Genomic DNA, 13,721 nt, shown 5'->3' on the forward strand with positions numbered 1-13,721 from the left:
CGACGAGCCGTACGTCCTGATCGCCCGGGACCTGGCGCCCGCGGACACCGCGCTGCTGGACCCGTCCCTGGTCCTCGGGTTCGTGACCGAGGAGGGCGGGCCGACCAGCCACAGCGCCATCCTGGCGCGCGCTATGGGGGTGCCGGCGGTGGTCGCCCTCGCGGGGGCGACGGAGCTGGCCGAGGGCGTGGAGATCGCGGTCGACGGCAGCAGCGGCGAGGTCTTCGTGGAACCGGGGGCGGAGCTGCGGGCACGGCTGGCCGCCGAGGCCGAGGCGCGCAGGGCCGCGCTCGCCGGGGCCACGGGGCCGGGCGCGACGTCCGACGGCCACAGGATGCCGCTGCTGGCGAACATCGGGGGGCCGGCGGACGTGGCGGCGGCGGTCGAGGCCGGGGCCGAGGGCGTGGGCCTGTTCCGCACCGAGTTCCTGTTCCTGGAGGACAGCGGGAGGGCCCCCTCGGTGGAGACGCAGGTGGCGGCCTACCGGGAGGTGCTGGAGGCCTTCCCCCGGGGGCGGGTCGTGGTGCGGGTCCTGGACGCGGGGGCCGACAAGCCGCTGGACTTCCTGACCCCGGGCGACGAGCCGAACCCGGCGCTGGGAGTGCGGGGCCTGCGGTCGCTGCTGAAGCACCCCGAGGTCCTGCGGGACCAGTTGAGGGCGCTGGCGCAGGCGTCCGCGGGACTGCCGGTCCACCTCGAGGTGATGGCTCCGATGGTGGCGGACCGCGCGGACGCGCGGGCCTTCGCGGAGGCGTGCCGCGAGGCCGGGCTGGCGGCGAAGTTCGGCGTGATGGTGGAGGTGCCCTCGGCGGCGCTGCGGGCGCGGTCGATCCTCCAGGAGGTCGGGTTCCTGTCGTTGGGCACCAACGACCTGGCGCAGTACACGTTCGCGGCGGACCGGCAGGTGGGTGCGCTCTCGCGGCTGCAGAACCCCTGGCACCCCGCGCTGCTGGACCTGGTGGCGATGTCGGCCGAGGCCGCCGCGGCGGACAGCAAGAGCTGCGGCGTGTGCGGTGAGGCGGCCTCGGACCCGCTGCTGGCGTGTGTGCTGACCGGGCTGGGGGTGACGAGCCTGTCGATGGGCGCGGCGGCGATCCCGTACGTGCGGGCGGCGCTGGCCAAGCACACCCTGGCGCAGTGCGAGCGGGCCGCGGCGGCGGCCCGGGCCACGGACTCCGCGGAGGAGGCCCGGCGCGCGGCGCAGGCGGTGCTCTCCGGCGAGTGAGGCCCGTGCCGCCGCCGGGGATCCGGCCGCGGCGCCCGTGCCGCGGCCGGGACGGCTGCGGCACGGGCGTTTCGACGGCGGGCCGGAGCAGTGCTGCCGGTCAGGGGCGGGGCTGGACGGGCAGGGAAGGGCAGGGGGCGGGTCAGTCGGGCGGGGCGAGGGGGATGCCCGCCCGGTGGTCCACGCCCGGTTCGGGGGCGACGGGTTCTCCGGTGGCGGCGTCCGTGCAGTAGGCGTTGAAGACCTCGGCCTCGGTGAGGGGGCGCAGCCAGCCGTCGTGCAGGGCCCATCCGCGGACGGTGTCCCGGGCGCCGGGGCGGATGCTGCGCATGACGACGCCTCCGGGGGCGCCGGTGGCGAGGCCCGCGGCGAGGACGGTGGTGAGGACGAGGGCGTCGGCCTCGCCGAGGCGCAGCTCCTCGTCCCGGGAGTTGTCGATGTGCAGGGCCGAGGTGAGGGGTGCCCCGTCGGTGGTGACGCTGCAGACGAGGTGGTGGGTTCCCGGGCCCGCCGCCTCCAGGAGGCGGGCCAGGGCGAGGGTGGCGCGGTGGAAGGCGGAGGCCCCCGGGTCCTCCCTGGTGGAGCAGTGTGCGCAGGCGGCGGCCTCGGCGAGGAGCGCTCCGGCGCTCTCCCAGGTGGCCCGGCGGTGGGCGGAGGCCAGGAGCAGGGGCGCGATCTCGCTCAGGGGCTGTCCGTGGTAGTGGACGAGGGGGCCGGTGGCCGCGACCTCGGCGGTGTAGCGGGCGCGGGCGGAGGGGGCGTCGGGGTCCAGTCCCTCGTCGGCGCAGTAGACGGTGAACTCCTCGGGGTCGAAGAGCGCGAGGACGACGTGGGTGCCCTGGGCCGCGAGGACGCGCAGGAGTCCTTCGGTCTGGGCGAGGTAGTGGTGGTGGTCGTCGAAGACGAAGGTGCTGTGGCGGCGCATGGCCGCGAAGTCCTGCTCGGTGGCCAGGAGCGCGACCGTGCAGGGTGCTTCTCGGCGCAGGGCGGTTCGGGCGTGCGGTCCGGCGGTGTGCATGGGTCCCCCTGGTGCGGCGTCCGACGATGCTCACAGACAGTAGTCCCGGCCACTGACAGTGAGCATCGCCGGGGTGCCGCGGTCAGGAGGAGCGCTTGCGGGCGAGCGCCTCGTAGAAGGCGAGCAGGGTGATGTCGTCGACCGACCCGGGGTTGACGGCCTTCTCCATCGGGGTGCCCTGGAGGAGTCTCTTGACGGGGACCTCGATGCGCTTGCCGGTGAGGGTGTGCGGGACGGCGGGGACCTCGATGACCTCGTCGGGGACGTGGCGCGGGGAGAGCTGCTCGCGCAGGGTGCGCCTGATGCGGTCGCGCAGGGCGTCGTCGAGGACCGCTCCCTCGGCGAGCTGGACGAACAGTGGCATCCAGTAGCCGCCGTCGGGCTGTTCGACGCCGATGACGAGGGACTCGCGGATCTCCGGGAGGCGTTCGACAGCCTCGTAGATGTCGGAGGAGCCCATGCGGACGCCGCCGCGGTTGAGGGTGGAGTCGGAGCGGCCGTGGATGACGACGGTGCCGCGGGAGGTGAGGGTGACCCAGTCGCCGTGCCGCCACACGCCGGGGTACACGTCGAAGTAGCTGTCGTGGTAGCGGGTGCCGTCGGGGTCGTTCCAGAAGCGGACCGGCATGGAGGGCATGGGGTTGGTGACGACGAGTTCGCCGACCTCGTCGGTCAGCGGCCGGCCCTGCGGGTCCCAGGACTGCAGGTCGGTGCCGAGGCAGGGGGCCTGGAGCTCGCCGATGTGCACGGGGAGGGTGGGGACGCCGCCGGCGAAGCAGCTGCACACGTCGGTGCCGCCGCTGACGGAGGCGATCCACAGGTCGGCGGCGACCTCGTCGTGGATCCAGCGGAAGCCGTCGGGCGGGAGCGGGGAGCCGGTGGTGGCGACGCACTTCAGCCGGGACAGGTCGAGGTCGCGGCCGGGGTGGACGCCCGCCTTGGAGCAGGCCATGACGTAGGCGGCGGAGGTGCCGAAGACGGTGGTGCCGGTGAGTTCGGCGATCCGCCACTGGGCGTCGACGGCCGGGTGGCCGGGGCTGCCGTCGTAGAGGACGACGGTGGCTCCCGCGAGGAGGCCGGAGACGAGGAAGTTCCACATCATCCAGCCGGTGGAGGTGTACCAGAAGAACCGGTCGTCGGGGCCGAGGTCGAGGTGCAGGCCGGTCTGCTTGAGGTGTTCGAGCAGGATGCCGCCCTGGGACTGGACGATGGCCTTGGGCAGGCCGGTGGTGCCGGAGGAGTAGAGCACCCACAGGGGGTGGTCGAAGGGGACCTGTTCGTAGGCGGGCCGGGGGTCGGAGGCGACCAGGTCGTCCCAGGCGAGGGCGCCCTCGGGGGCGGGGGTGCCGAGCAGGGGGATGTGCACGGTGGCGCGCAGGGAGGGCAGTTCGCCGCGCAGTTCGGCGACGGTGGCGGTGCGGTCGTGCTGCTTTCCGCCGTAGGTGTAGCCGTCGACGGTGAACAGGACGACGGGTTCGACCTGCCGGAAGCGGTCCAGGACGCTGCGGGCGCCGAAGTCGGGGGCGCAGGAGGTCCAGACGGCGCCGACGGCGGCGGTGGCCAGGAGGGCGGTGACGGCCTGGGGGATGTTGGGCAGGTAGCCGCTGACCCGGTCGCCGGGGCGCACGCCGAGGCGGCGCAGTTCTTCGGCGAGGGAGGCGGTCTGCCGTCGCAGTTCGGCCCAGGTGGTGGTGGCCGGCTCCTGGCGTTCGTCGAGGTGGATCAGGGCGGGTTCGCCGGCGCGGGCGGGGTCGTCGGCGGTGCGCAGCAGGTGCTGGGCGTAGTTGAGGGTGGCGCCGGGGAACCAGGTGGCGCCGGGCATGGAGGCGTCGGCGAGGACGGCGTCCGGTTCGGTGGTGAAGCGGACGTCGAACCAGTCGACGACGGCCTGCCAGAAGGCCTCGTTGTGCTCGACGGACCACCGGTGGAGGGCGTGGTAGGAGGCCGCGGGGTCTCCGGCGACGGGGGCGGGGGCGCCGTGCTCGTCCGCGGCCCGGCGGTGGAAGCGGGTGATGCGGGCGTTCTCGACCCGGTCGGGTCCCGGGGTCCACAGGGGTTCGGGCTGTGCGGGCGGGGTCTGCGGCGATGCGGTGGTCATGGGTGCGGCTCCCGGACGGTACGACGCTTGTGGGCGTGGCCCCGTACCCGGCGCGTGGTACGGGTACCGGACACGGACGTTCGAGACGATGCCATGTGATCGACTCCGCCGCCAGGGTGGTGGTCCGGTGGCCGGGGCGGGGAGGTCCGGGCGGGCGGTCGGGGGCGACTCGCGCAAGCGCAGGTGAACGGAGGTTGAACCCCCTTCGCACGGAGCGGTGCAGGTGGGAGTGTGTGCGCCATGGATGTGCGGGGCCTGGTGCGGGCCGCCCGGTGGGCGGGGCCCGTTGACGGGGTGCGGGTGTGGTCGGCGTCGTGGCGCAGGCATCGTTCGGACGTGCGTGATCTTCCTCCCGGGGGGCCCGCCAGGGCCCGGGTCCCGGGCGGGGCACTGGGCGCGGAGCCGGGGCCGGGGGGCGGGACGGTGCGGTTCGCGCGGTCCCGGCTGCTGGTGCGGGTGTTCGTGGGCGGCGCGGTGTTCTGCGGGTGGGACGGCGCGGAGCCCGGGCCGTCGTACGCGCTGGGCGGGGAGCTGCCCGAGGCCGACGTGCGGGCGGTGCTGGAGCCGGACCAGGACGGCTGGCGGCTGGTCTCGGAGCGGACGACCGTGCTGGTCTCCCGGCAGGGGGCGGTGGAGTTCCGCACCCCGGGCGGGGTGCTGCTGCGGCGCGACCTGCCGCCCCGCTGGTGGGACCGGGCGGGATCCGGGGCCGGGGACGCGCGGTGGGTGCAGCGGTCGGAGCTGCCCGCGGACGCGCGGTTCTTCGGGCTGGGCGGCCGGGCCCGGGGGGCGGGGCTGCCGGCCGGCGCGTACCGGTTGTGGAGCACCGGCCGGGGCGGGTGGCCGTCCTCCGGGGAGCGGCCCCTGCCCGGGGGCGAGCCCGGGCACCCGGCGGTGCCGGTGCACACGGTGGTCTCGGACGCCGGGTGCCACATGGTCCTCCACGACTGCTCGCGGGAGGGGCTGCTGACGCTGCACGACGGGGCCGAGGGGGCCGGGTCGGGGCACGACAGGCCGGCGGGGTGCGAGCTGGCCGCGGACGGCGGGCCGCTGCGGTACTGGGTGCTGACAGGTCCCCCGGCGCGGCTGACCCGGGGGTGGGTGGCGCTGACCGGGGCCCCCGCGCTGCCCCCGCTGTGGGCCCTGGGCCACCACCACCGGCGGCGGGGCGCCCGCGACATGCGGGAGGTGATCGGGACGGTGGAGGGCCACCGGGGGCACGGGCTCCCCCTGGCCGCGGTGCACCTGGGCCCTGAGCACCTCGAGGGGGGCCGGGCGTTCACGGTGGACGGGAAGCGGTTCCCCGGCCTCCGCGGGTTCGGCGCCGGGACCGGCGGGGCGGCCGGGGAGGGCGTGCGGCTGGTGTCGGCGGTCGTGCCCGCGGTGCGTGCCGGGGCGGGGTGCGCGGCGTACGAGGAGGGCTCGGCGGCGGACGCCTTCGTGCGGGACGCGCGGGGCGCGGTGGTGCGGGGTGCCGCGCCCCCCGGGGGGACGGGGCGGCGGGGCGGCGGCGTGGTGTGGCCGGACTTCACGGACGCCGCGGTGCGGCACTGGTGGGGCGGGCTGTACGGGGGGCTCCTGGAGCAGGGGTTCTCCGGGGTGTGGCACGAGGGGGACGAGCCCTGGGCGGCCGGCGCCTTCGGGGAGCGGACGCTGCCCCGCTCGGCCCGGCACTCGCTGGAGGGGCGCGGCGGGGACCACCGCGAGGCGCACAACGTCTACGGGCTGCAGATGGCGCGGGCCGCCCACCGGGGTCTGCGCGGGCTGCGTCCCGGCGTCCGGCCGTTCCTGGTGCCCGGGGCCGGCTGGGCGGGGGTCCACCGGTACGGCCCGGTGCGGGTCGGGGGCGCGGGGGCGGACTGGGAGGGGCTCCGCGGTTCGCTGTCCGCGCTGCTGGGGCTGGGGCTGTCGGGGGTTCCGCTGGCGGGTGCGGACGTCCCCGCCCTGCCGGAGCGCGGGGATGCGGAGCTGTTCGTGCGCTGGATGCAGTTGGGCTCGCTGCTGCCGTTCCTGCGGACCTGCTCGGGTGCGGACGCGGCGGATCCGTGGCGTCCGGGGGCGGAGCCGTGGCGTTTCGGGGCGGGGGCGCTGGCCGCGGTGCGGGAGGCGTTCGCGCGGCGGGAGGAGCTGATGCCGTACCTGTACACGGTGGCGCACACCGCGCACCGCGCCGGCGTGCCGTGGGTGCGGCCGGTGTGGTGGCACGAGCCGGAGGACCGGGCGCTGCGGGAGGTGGGGGACGCCTTCCTGGTGGGCGGCTCGCTGCTGGTGGCGCCGGTGACGGAGCCGGGAGCGGTGTCGCGGGAGGTGCGGCTGCCGCGCGGGCGGTGGTACGACCGGGCGACCGGTGCGGTGTACCGGGGGCCGGGTCGGGTGGTGGTGCGCACCCCGCTGTCGCGGCTCCCGGTGCTGGTGCGCGCGGGGGCGGTGCTGCCGGTGGCCGCGGCCGGCGGCGGGGTGGAGCTGGAGGTGTGGGCGCCGGAGCCGGGGCGCAGGGGCATGGGACTGCTGGTCCGCGACGGGGGCGACGGCTGGGACGCCCCGGTGGTGGAGCGGTTCACCAGCCGCCTGGTGGACGGCCGGGTGCTGGTGGTGCGCGAGGGCGCGGACGGGGAGGACGGGGCGGCCGGGGCGGGCTACCCGGTACGGGTGTGCGGCGCGCCGCTCCCGGAGTAGCCGTCGGCGAACCAGGTGGCGGCGGCGCGGGTGTGGAGGGGGAAGGCGAGTTCGGCGGGGGCGGGCAGGATCTGCCAGCCCCCGGTCTCGTCGGTGGGGGCGGACGGCGGCAGGGTGCCGGCGTCGCGGGCCGGGAGGAGGCCGAAGAGCAGCAGGTGGCCGCCGGGCGAGCTGAGGGCGTCGGCGAGCCGCACGTCGTCGGCGGGGGCCCGGATCCCGGTCTCCTCCTCCAGTTCGCGCACGACGGCCTGCTGCCAGGACTCGTCGTGGTCGACGAAGCCGCCGGGCAGGGCGAGCAGGCCGCGCCGGGGCTCGATGGTGCGCCGGACGACGACCAGGCCGGTGGCGGAGCCCGGGCCGGAACCGGAGCCCGGGCCGGAACCGGAGCCCGGGCCGGAACCGGAGCCGGGGGCGGACCGCACGGGCAGCAGGGCCACGGCGACCGGCAGGGGGTTCCGGTAGGCGGTGTGCCCGCAGGCCGGGCAGGTGCGCGGCCAGCCGGCCCCCGGGAGGTGGGCGGCGCCGCAGGACGAGCAGTGCGAGTTCTCGCGGGGAGGAGCCACGTCAGGGACTGTAGTGGGCGGGGCGGCGGTGCGGGTGGCGTTCCGCGCGGCGGGGCGACGGAGCGGGTGGCGAGTGCTATGAAATGAGCATGACGATTCCTTCGGGTGCGGGACGGGACGGGCGGCCGGGACGGGCACGGCGGGGCGGCCGGCGGCTGCGGGCCGCGGCGGTGGTGCTGGCGGTGGTGACGGCGGTGACGGGCGCCGGGCAGGCGACCGCGACCGCGGGCCGGACGGAGGCGGGCCCCGGTCCGTCGGCGCCGCCGGAGTTCGTGTCCCTGCGGTCGGTGGACCCCACGATCCTGCAGGACATCCGGTACCGCACCGCGCACAACTTCACCGGGCGCCCGGTGGAGGGGTACGAGCAGCCGCTGTGCGTCCTGACCCGCCCCGCGGCCGAGGCCCTGCACCGGGTGCAGGTGCGGCTGCTGCGGGAGGGGTACTCGCTGAAGGTGTACGACTGCTACCGGCCGCAGCGGGCCGTGGACTCCTTCGTGGAGTGGGCGCAGGACCCCGACGACGAACTGGCCAAGGAGGAGTTCTACCCGGACGTGGACAAGTCCCGCCTGTTCGAGGACGGTTACATCGCGGAGCGCTCCGGGCACAGCCGCGGCTCCACGGTGGACCTGACGCTGGTGGAGCTGCCTGCGAAGCGCACCCGTGCCTACCGTCCCGGGGAGCCCCTGGTGCCCTGCCACGCCCCGCAGGAGGAGCGTTTCCCGGACAACTCGGTGGACATGGGCACCGGTTACGACTGCTTCGACACCCTCTCCCACACCTTCGACCCCCGGGTCACCGGCGAGCAGCGGGCCAACCGGCTGAGGCTGCGGGAGGCCCTGGGGCGGGAGGGGTTCGCCCCGTACGACCTGGAGTGGTGGCACTTCACGCACAGGCCGGAGACGTTCCCCGACACGTACTTCGACTTCCCCGTGGCCCGGCGCCCGCTGGCGCCGTGACCGCCGGGGCGGATCCGTTCCGCCCGCCTGCCGCCGGGCGCACCGGCGGGCCCCGCACGCACCGGCGGGCCCTGCGCATGCAGGGCCCGCCGGTGCTCGGAGCGGGTCAGCCGACGGCCGGGGCCGCCTCCTCCTCGGGGGTGGTGGCCATGGCGTGCTCGACCACGGCGATCAGGACCTCCTTGACCGTCTGCCGGTCGCGCGCGTCGCAGAGCACGACCGGGGTGGACGGGTCGAGGTCGAGCGCGTCGCGGATGGTGTCCGGCGGGTAGAAGTCGGCTCCCTCGAAGCAGTTGACCGCGACCGTGAACGGGATGCCGCGGCGCTCGAAGTAGTCGATGGCCCCGAAGCAGTCCTCCAGCCGGCGGGTGTCCGCCAGCACGACCGCGCCCAGGGCCCCCTGGGCCAGTTCGTCCCACAGGAACCAGAAGCGGTCCTGTCCGGGCGTGCCGAACAGGTACAGCACCAGGTCCTCGCGCAGGGTGATCCGGCCGAAGTCCATCGCCACCGTGGTGGTGTGCTTCGACTCCACCCCGCTGATGTCGTCCACCGGCCGGCCGGCCTCGCTGAGCGCCTCCTCGGTGCGCAGCGGTTTGATCTCGCTGACCGCGCCGACCAGGGTGGTTTTGCCCACCCCGAATCCGCCGGCCACGAGGATCTTGAGAGCCACCGGCTCGACGTCCGGCCGGTGACGCTTGTCAGAGCGCCCGAAGACCATTGATCACCTCGCGCAGAATTCTTTCGTCCGGCAGCTGTGCCGGCGGTACGGGTCGGCTGACGCGGACCAGCTCCGCGTCCAGCAGGTCACCCAGCAGCACCCGGACCACACCAACCGGCAGGTCGAGTTCTGCGGCGATCTCCGCGACGGACATCGGTTCGGCCCGGCACAGTTCGACGATGTCGACGTGCTCGGGAGAGAGGGTGTGCGGGAAGACGGCGTCCTCGAGCCCGTCGTCCTCCCCCTCGGAGCGGTCCTCGGCGACGACCAGGGCGATCAGGTCGAGCTTCTCCTCGGAGGAGCTGCGGGTGCGGCCGCGGGTCATCGCGTACGGCCGCACCACCGGTCCGGCCGCGTCGTCGAACCAGCCTTCCGGGTCAGACGTCATGACGTGCTGTCACCTGTCCCTCCACCTGTGCCCCTGCGGTTAACACCCTGGCCGCTTCGGATGCCACTATCCCTCTGCGGTTCGCGGTGCGGCCCCAGGTGGACCCCCACCCTCTTGACGAGCAGCGTCATCTCGTAGGCGACCTGCCCGACGTCGGAGTCGGAGTCGGCCATGACGGCCAGGCAGCTGCCGTCGCCGGCGGCCGTGACGAACAGGAAGGCCTCGTCCATCTCCACCATGGTCTGGCGGACCTCGCCGACGGAGAAGTGGCGGCCCACGCCCTTGGCCAGGCTGTGGAAGCCGGAGGCCACGGCCGCGAGGTGCTCGGAGTCCTCGCGCGTCAGGTTCTGCGACGAGCCCGTGGCCAGGCCGTCGCCGGAGAGCACCAGCGCTTTGCGGATGCTGCCCACCCGGGCCACCAGGTCGTCAAGGAGCCAGCTCAGCTCGCCCGTCGGATTGGTCGGTGCGGTCATCGACCGTCCCCTTCTCGAGTCATTCGTGGTGCGGTGGTGCCCGGCCCCTGCGAGGGGCCCTGGGCACCGGAGTCTTCGGTGTCGGCCTCGGTGCGGCCGCGCTGCCATCCCCTCTGCAGGGACGCCATGCGGGCGCGGACCTCGTCGGCCGAGCGCTCGCGGGCCGCGGACTCCCGGGAGGAGTCCGCCCGCCCGCCGGCTCCCCCGCGCGTCGCGGCGGAGGCGCGCAACTGGGGCGCGAGGCTGGCCTGCTTGACGCGGCGCGGCAGGCCGCCCGGGCCCGCCGGGCGCGGGCGCGCCGCCGCCTCCGGGGCCGGAGCCGGGGTGGCCGCCGGGGCCGGGGCGGCCTCCGGGGCCGGGGCGGCCGCCGGAGCCGGGGTGGCCGCCGGGGCCGGGGCGGGGGTGCCGGAGGACACGCCGGACGGCTCCGGCGCCGCCTCCCGCTCCTCGGCGGGGGGCGGGTTGGCGCCCTCGGGGTCGGTGGAGCCGACCGCGCCGCCCGCCAGGGTCGCCTGGCGGCGCCGCCGCGCAGGGCGGGCGGACCGCCCGGGGCACCGTCGCCGGTGACCAGGCGCGGGGCGCGGCGGCGGGGCAGGCCCGTCCCGGTGCGGTCCCCGGCCGGCGGGGGGCCGGCGGGGCGGTCGTCCGCGGACCGGTCGCCCCGGTCGTCGGCGGGGTGGTCCCGGGGCTCGTCCCCGGCGGCCGGGCCGTCGGGGATGCCCCACTGGCGGAAGGCCTGCGAGTGCGCGGAGTCGGTGTCGCCCCGGCCGGGCCGCTCGTCCTGCCGGGCGGCCGGCGCCGCGGACCTCCCCGGCCCCGGCCCCGCTCGCGCTCGGCGTCGAGCAGTGCGCGCAGCCCGGGACCCGACGAGGAGGCGGAGTCGCCGCCGGAGCGGTCCTCGGAGCCTTCGGGACGCTCCTCCCCGGCGGCGGGGACGGCGGCCAGGCCGACCGGCGCGGGGGCGGAGGCCTTCGGCGCCCGCTGCTCGCCGGTCCGCGAGGACTCGGCGTCCTCGCTGAGCAGGCCGGAGGGGATCAGGACGACCGCGCTGGTGCCGCCGTAGGGCGAGGGGCGCAGCGAGACCCGCACGTTCTGCCGGCGGGCCAGGCGGCTGACCACGAACAGGCCCAGCCGGTCGGTGTCGGACAGCTCGAACTCGGGGGTCTCGGCGAGCCGCAGGTTGGCCTCCAGCAGGCCGTCGGGCGTCATGCCCAGTCCGCGGTCGTCGATCTCGAGGACGAAGCCGTTGGCGACCGCCTCGCCGTGCACCTGCACGGTGGTCTGCGGAGGGGAGAACACCGTGGCGTTCTCGATCAGTTCGGCGATCAGATGGGTGAGGTCGGCGACCGCGGGGCCGTTGACCGCCAGGCGGGGCAGGCGGCGGACCTCGACGCGCTCGTAGTCCTCCACCGCGGCAATCGCGGCCCGGACCACGTCGATCAGCTGCACGGGCTTGCGCCACTGCCGGGAGGGGGCCGCCCCGGAGAGGATGACCAGGCCCTCGGCGTGCCGCCGCATGCGGGTGGCCATGTGGTCCAGACGGAAGAGGTCGGCGAGCTCCGCGGCGTCCTCGGTGCGCCGTTCCATCGTGTCGAGCAGGGTGAGCTGACGGTGCACGAGGGCCTGGCTGCGGCGGGCGAGGTTGACGAAGACCTCCGAGACCCCGCGGCGCATCCGCGCCTGCTTGACCGCGGCCTCGACCGCCGCCGTCTGCAGGGTGCCGAGGGCCTGGCCGACCTGGCCGATCTCGTCGTCGCCGTACTCGTGCTCCGGCACCTCGGCGGCGACGTCGACGTCCTCGCCGGCGGCGAGGCGGCGCATCACGCGCGGCAGGCGGGTGCCGGAGGCCTCTAGGGCCTCCTTGCGCAGCTCGGACAGGTCGTGGGCGATCTCGCGGCCGATCCGGAAGGAGACGACGACGGAGGCGACGACGGCGATCAGGCCGAGACCCCCGGCGATGCCGGCCTTGAGGAGGACCGAGCGGGCGAAGGGCTCGACGTTGCCCTGGAAGTCCTCGACCGTCCGCCGGTGCAGCACGGCGAGGTCGTCGAGCGCGGTGGCGGTCAGGCCGCCCCACTCCTGGGCCCCGACCGCGGTGGGCGCCCCGGAGACGCCGGCCGCGACGATCCGCTCCTCTGCGGCCCGCAGCTTCCTGCCGGTGCCCCCGTGCCAGTAGTCGGAGTACGAGCGGCGGGCCGCCTCCGAGACGGTGCCGGGGCTGTTGCCGAAGAGCATCCGCTGCTCGGCCACGGAGTCGGAGAAGGCGCGCATCTCGGCGGTGCTGGTGCGGCCCGAGGCGGCGGCGGCCGCGTACAGGGCGTCCTCGCGGGCGATGCCCTCGCGGGCCCGGGCCAGTTCGGTGAGGACGCGGGCCTGGCGGTCCAGGTCGCCGTTGTTGAGCGGGTTGACGGTGCCGAAGAAGTCGTGGGCGGCGTCGATCAGGCGGGTGTAGCTGCGGTAGGCCTCGATGCGGGTGGTCTTCGTCTCGCTGATGCCGGTGCGCAGCTCGCCGATGTCGCCGAGCCGGTCGACCACGGTGTCCATCCGCGTGAGCGAGGACTGCCGCAGGGCGGAGCGCAGGTTCTCCTCCGCCGCGACCTCGCGGAACGCCTCGACGGCCTCGTCGGTGGCGTCCTGGCTGCGTTCCAGGTCCGCCCGCGCGGTGGAGCGCCGCGGGTCGGCGAGGTAGACGAGGGCTTCGCGACGTTCGTGCTGAAGGGTTTCGACCACCTCGTCCAAGGGGTAGCCAATGCCCTGGGTGATCCTCTCCACACCGAGGAGGCCCACGACGTCGCGGCCGGTGACCACCGAGGCGAAACCCCAGATGCCGATGAGGGACACCAGCGGCACCATGAGCAACGCCACGATCTTCCGGCGGATCGATTTCCCGGAGCCGCGCATACCCTCCCCAACGCCAGTCCCGCGAACGGGTGGTGGTCCGTCAAACGGCGCGAGCTTACTACTGACGGAGGACCCCTTCGAAGCCACGTGCGGCCGTTTGTCCATGTCAGAACGGCAGAGCCATCCGGAATTGTCCCTTCTTCTTCGGACATCACGGCAACCCTTTCGACCGTTTTTGACACCTTGTCAAGAACCTGCCGCCGGAGGCGACTGCATAGTTCCGCACCCCACGGGCAACAGGACCATCATGGAAACGGTGGACGACCCGCAGCCTCTCTGGACCGAGGAGCCTGTGGGAACACCCCGGATGCCCGACCCGGTGCGCAACGCCGCGGTACGGGCCGTGATCTCGGTATCGGTCACCCTGGTGGCGACGATGGTCGCGGTGCTCGGCGCGCTCGCCCGGGCCTGGATGGCCGCCCCGTCGGTGCTGCTGGCCATAGCCTGCACGATCGCCGCCACCTGGGCGGTCCTGGACGTGTGGGTGACCCGGCAGGTGTGGAACCAGCGGCACGGGGTGCTCTCCAGCCCCAGCAGCGCCGCCCGCCGACTCCGGCGGGAGCGCCGCCGCGCCCGCCGGGCCGGGCGGGCACGGGGGGCCGGGCGCACCGCCCGGCCCGAGGCCCGCAGGGACCTCCTCTTCCGGGCCTGAGCGCAGCACGGCGGCGGGCGCGGCCGGACGGTGACCGTCCGGCCGCGCCCGCC

Annotated in this window: 10 protein-coding genes (1 of these 10 running past the window's edge); 4 read left to right on the top strand and 6 right to left on the bottom strand. The window is 75.6% G+C overall.

Annotated elements, in window-relative coordinates:
- Positions 1-1,225 carry the 3' portion of a phosphoenolpyruvate--protein phosphotransferase gene (gene ptsP, locus GQS52_RS02025; RefSeq protein WP_182311383.1) on the top strand. It extends 446 nt beyond the left edge of the window, so only the last 1,225 of its 1,671 coding nucleotides appear in the window; the start codon falls outside the window, past its left edge; its stop codon occupies positions 1,223-1,225.
- Between the two features lie 142 nt (positions 1,226-1,367).
- Here ptsP and GQS52_RS02030 read toward each other — a convergent pair whose 3' ends face one another.
- Both GQS52_RS02030 and GQS52_RS02035 read right to left on the bottom strand, forming a co-directional pair.
- On the bottom strand, positions 1,368-2,243 hold the full coding sequence (locus GQS52_RS02030) for a hypothetical protein (RefSeq protein WP_182311384.1): 876 nt from the start codon (positions 2,241-2,243) through the stop codon (positions 1,368-1,370).
- 82 nt (positions 2,244-2,325) lie between these two features.
- Positions 2,326-4,341, bottom strand: coding sequence for an acetoacetate--CoA ligase (locus GQS52_RS02035; RefSeq protein ID WP_182311385.1), 2,016 nt, complete (start codon positions 4,339-4,341; stop codon positions 2,326-2,328).
- A 240-nt stretch (positions 4,342-4,581) separates the two neighbouring features.
- Between GQS52_RS02035 and GQS52_RS02040 the strand changes: the two genes are divergently transcribed.
- Entirely contained in the window at positions 4,582-7,017 is a 2,436-nt protein-coding gene (locus GQS52_RS02040) for a glycoside hydrolase family 31 protein (protein WP_182311386.1), read from the top strand.
- Here GQS52_RS02040 and GQS52_RS02045 read toward each other — a convergent pair.
- Positions 6,978-7,580: an NUDIX domain-containing protein gene (locus GQS52_RS02045; protein ID WP_182311387.1), complete on the bottom strand. Its 603-nt coding sequence runs from the start codon at positions 7,578-7,580 to the stop codon at positions 6,978-6,980. The genes GQS52_RS02040 and GQS52_RS02045 overlap by 40 nt on opposite strands.
- 89 nt (positions 7,581-7,669) lie before the next feature.
- On the opposite strand from GQS52_RS02045, the gene GQS52_RS02050 reads away from it, so the two are divergent.
- Positions 7,670-8,536, top strand: coding sequence for a M15 family metallopeptidase (locus GQS52_RS02050; RefSeq protein ID WP_182311388.1), 867 nt, complete (start codon positions 7,670-7,672; stop codon positions 8,534-8,536).
- A gap of 106 nt (positions 8,537-8,642) precedes the next feature.
- Here GQS52_RS02050 and GQS52_RS02055 read toward each other — a convergent pair whose 3' ends face one another.
- From GQS52_RS02055 to GQS52_RS02070, 3 genes are read right to left on the bottom strand one after another with little or no spacing between them, the layout of a single operon-like run.
- On the bottom strand, positions 8,643-9,254 hold the full coding sequence (locus GQS52_RS02055) for an ATP/GTP-binding protein (RefSeq protein ID WP_182311389.1): 612 nt from the start codon (positions 9,252-9,254) through the stop codon (positions 8,643-8,645).
- The gene (locus GQS52_RS02060) at positions 9,235-9,642 is read right to left on the bottom strand and encodes a DUF742 domain-containing protein (RefSeq protein WP_182311390.1); all 408 of its coding nucleotides are present in this window, start codon (positions 9,640-9,642) and stop codon (positions 9,235-9,237) included. The genes GQS52_RS02055 and GQS52_RS02060 overlap by 20 nt, the downstream gene beginning before the upstream one ends.
- Complete coding sequence (locus GQS52_RS02070; RefSeq protein ID WP_259370518.1) at positions 9,639-12,980, bottom strand: nitrate- and nitrite sensing domain-containing protein; 3,342 nt, start codon at positions 12,978-12,980, stop codon at positions 9,639-9,641. The genes GQS52_RS02060 and GQS52_RS02070 overlap by 4 nt, the downstream gene beginning before the upstream one ends.
- Before the next feature lie 283 nt (positions 12,981-13,263).
- On the opposite strand from GQS52_RS02070, the gene GQS52_RS02075 reads away from it, so the two are divergent.
- The gene (locus tag GQS52_RS02075; protein ID WP_182311392.1) at positions 13,264-13,668 is read left to right on the top strand and encodes a hypothetical protein; all 405 of its coding nucleotides are present in this window, start codon (positions 13,264-13,266) and stop codon (positions 13,666-13,668) included.
- The last annotated feature ends 53 nt before the right edge of the window (positions 13,669-13,721 follow it).

The sequence above is a fragment of the Streptomyces sp. SCUT-3 genome, from assembly GCF_014083985.1.
GTDB lineage: Bacteria > Actinomycetota > Actinomycetes > Streptomycetales > Streptomycetaceae > Streptomyces_H > Streptomyces_H thermolineatus.

What these genes read in the sequence shown, in the direction of transcription:
- GQS52_RS02035 (WP_182311385.1), bottom strand. Translation starts at nt 4,341, where the DNA reads ATGACCACCGCATCGCCGCAGACCCCGCCCGCACAGCCCGAACCCCTG.
- GQS52_RS02050 (WP_182311388.1), top strand. Translation starts at nt 7,670, where the DNA reads ATGACGATTCCTTCGGGTGCGGGACGGGACGGGCGGCCGGGACGGGCA.
- GQS52_RS02075 (WP_182311392.1), top strand. Translation starts at nt 13,264, where the DNA reads ATGGAAACGGTGGACGACCCGCAGCCTCTCTGGACCGAGGAGCCTGTG.
- GQS52_RS02060 (WP_182311390.1), bottom strand. Translation starts at nt 9,642, where the DNA reads ATGACGTCTGACCCGGAAGGCTGGTTCGACGACGCGGCCGGACCGGTG.
- GQS52_RS02055 (WP_182311389.1), bottom strand. Translation starts at nt 9,254, where the DNA reads ATGGTCTTCGGGCGCTCTGACAAGCGTCACCGGCCGGACGTCGAGCCG.
- GQS52_RS02040 (WP_182311386.1), top strand. Translation starts at nt 4,582, where the DNA reads ATGGATGTGCGGGGCCTGGTGCGGGCCGCCCGGTGGGCGGGGCCCGTT.
- GQS52_RS02030 (WP_182311384.1), bottom strand. Translation starts at nt 2,243, where the DNA reads ATGCACACCGCCGGACCGCACGCCCGAACCGCCCTGCGCCGAGAAGCA.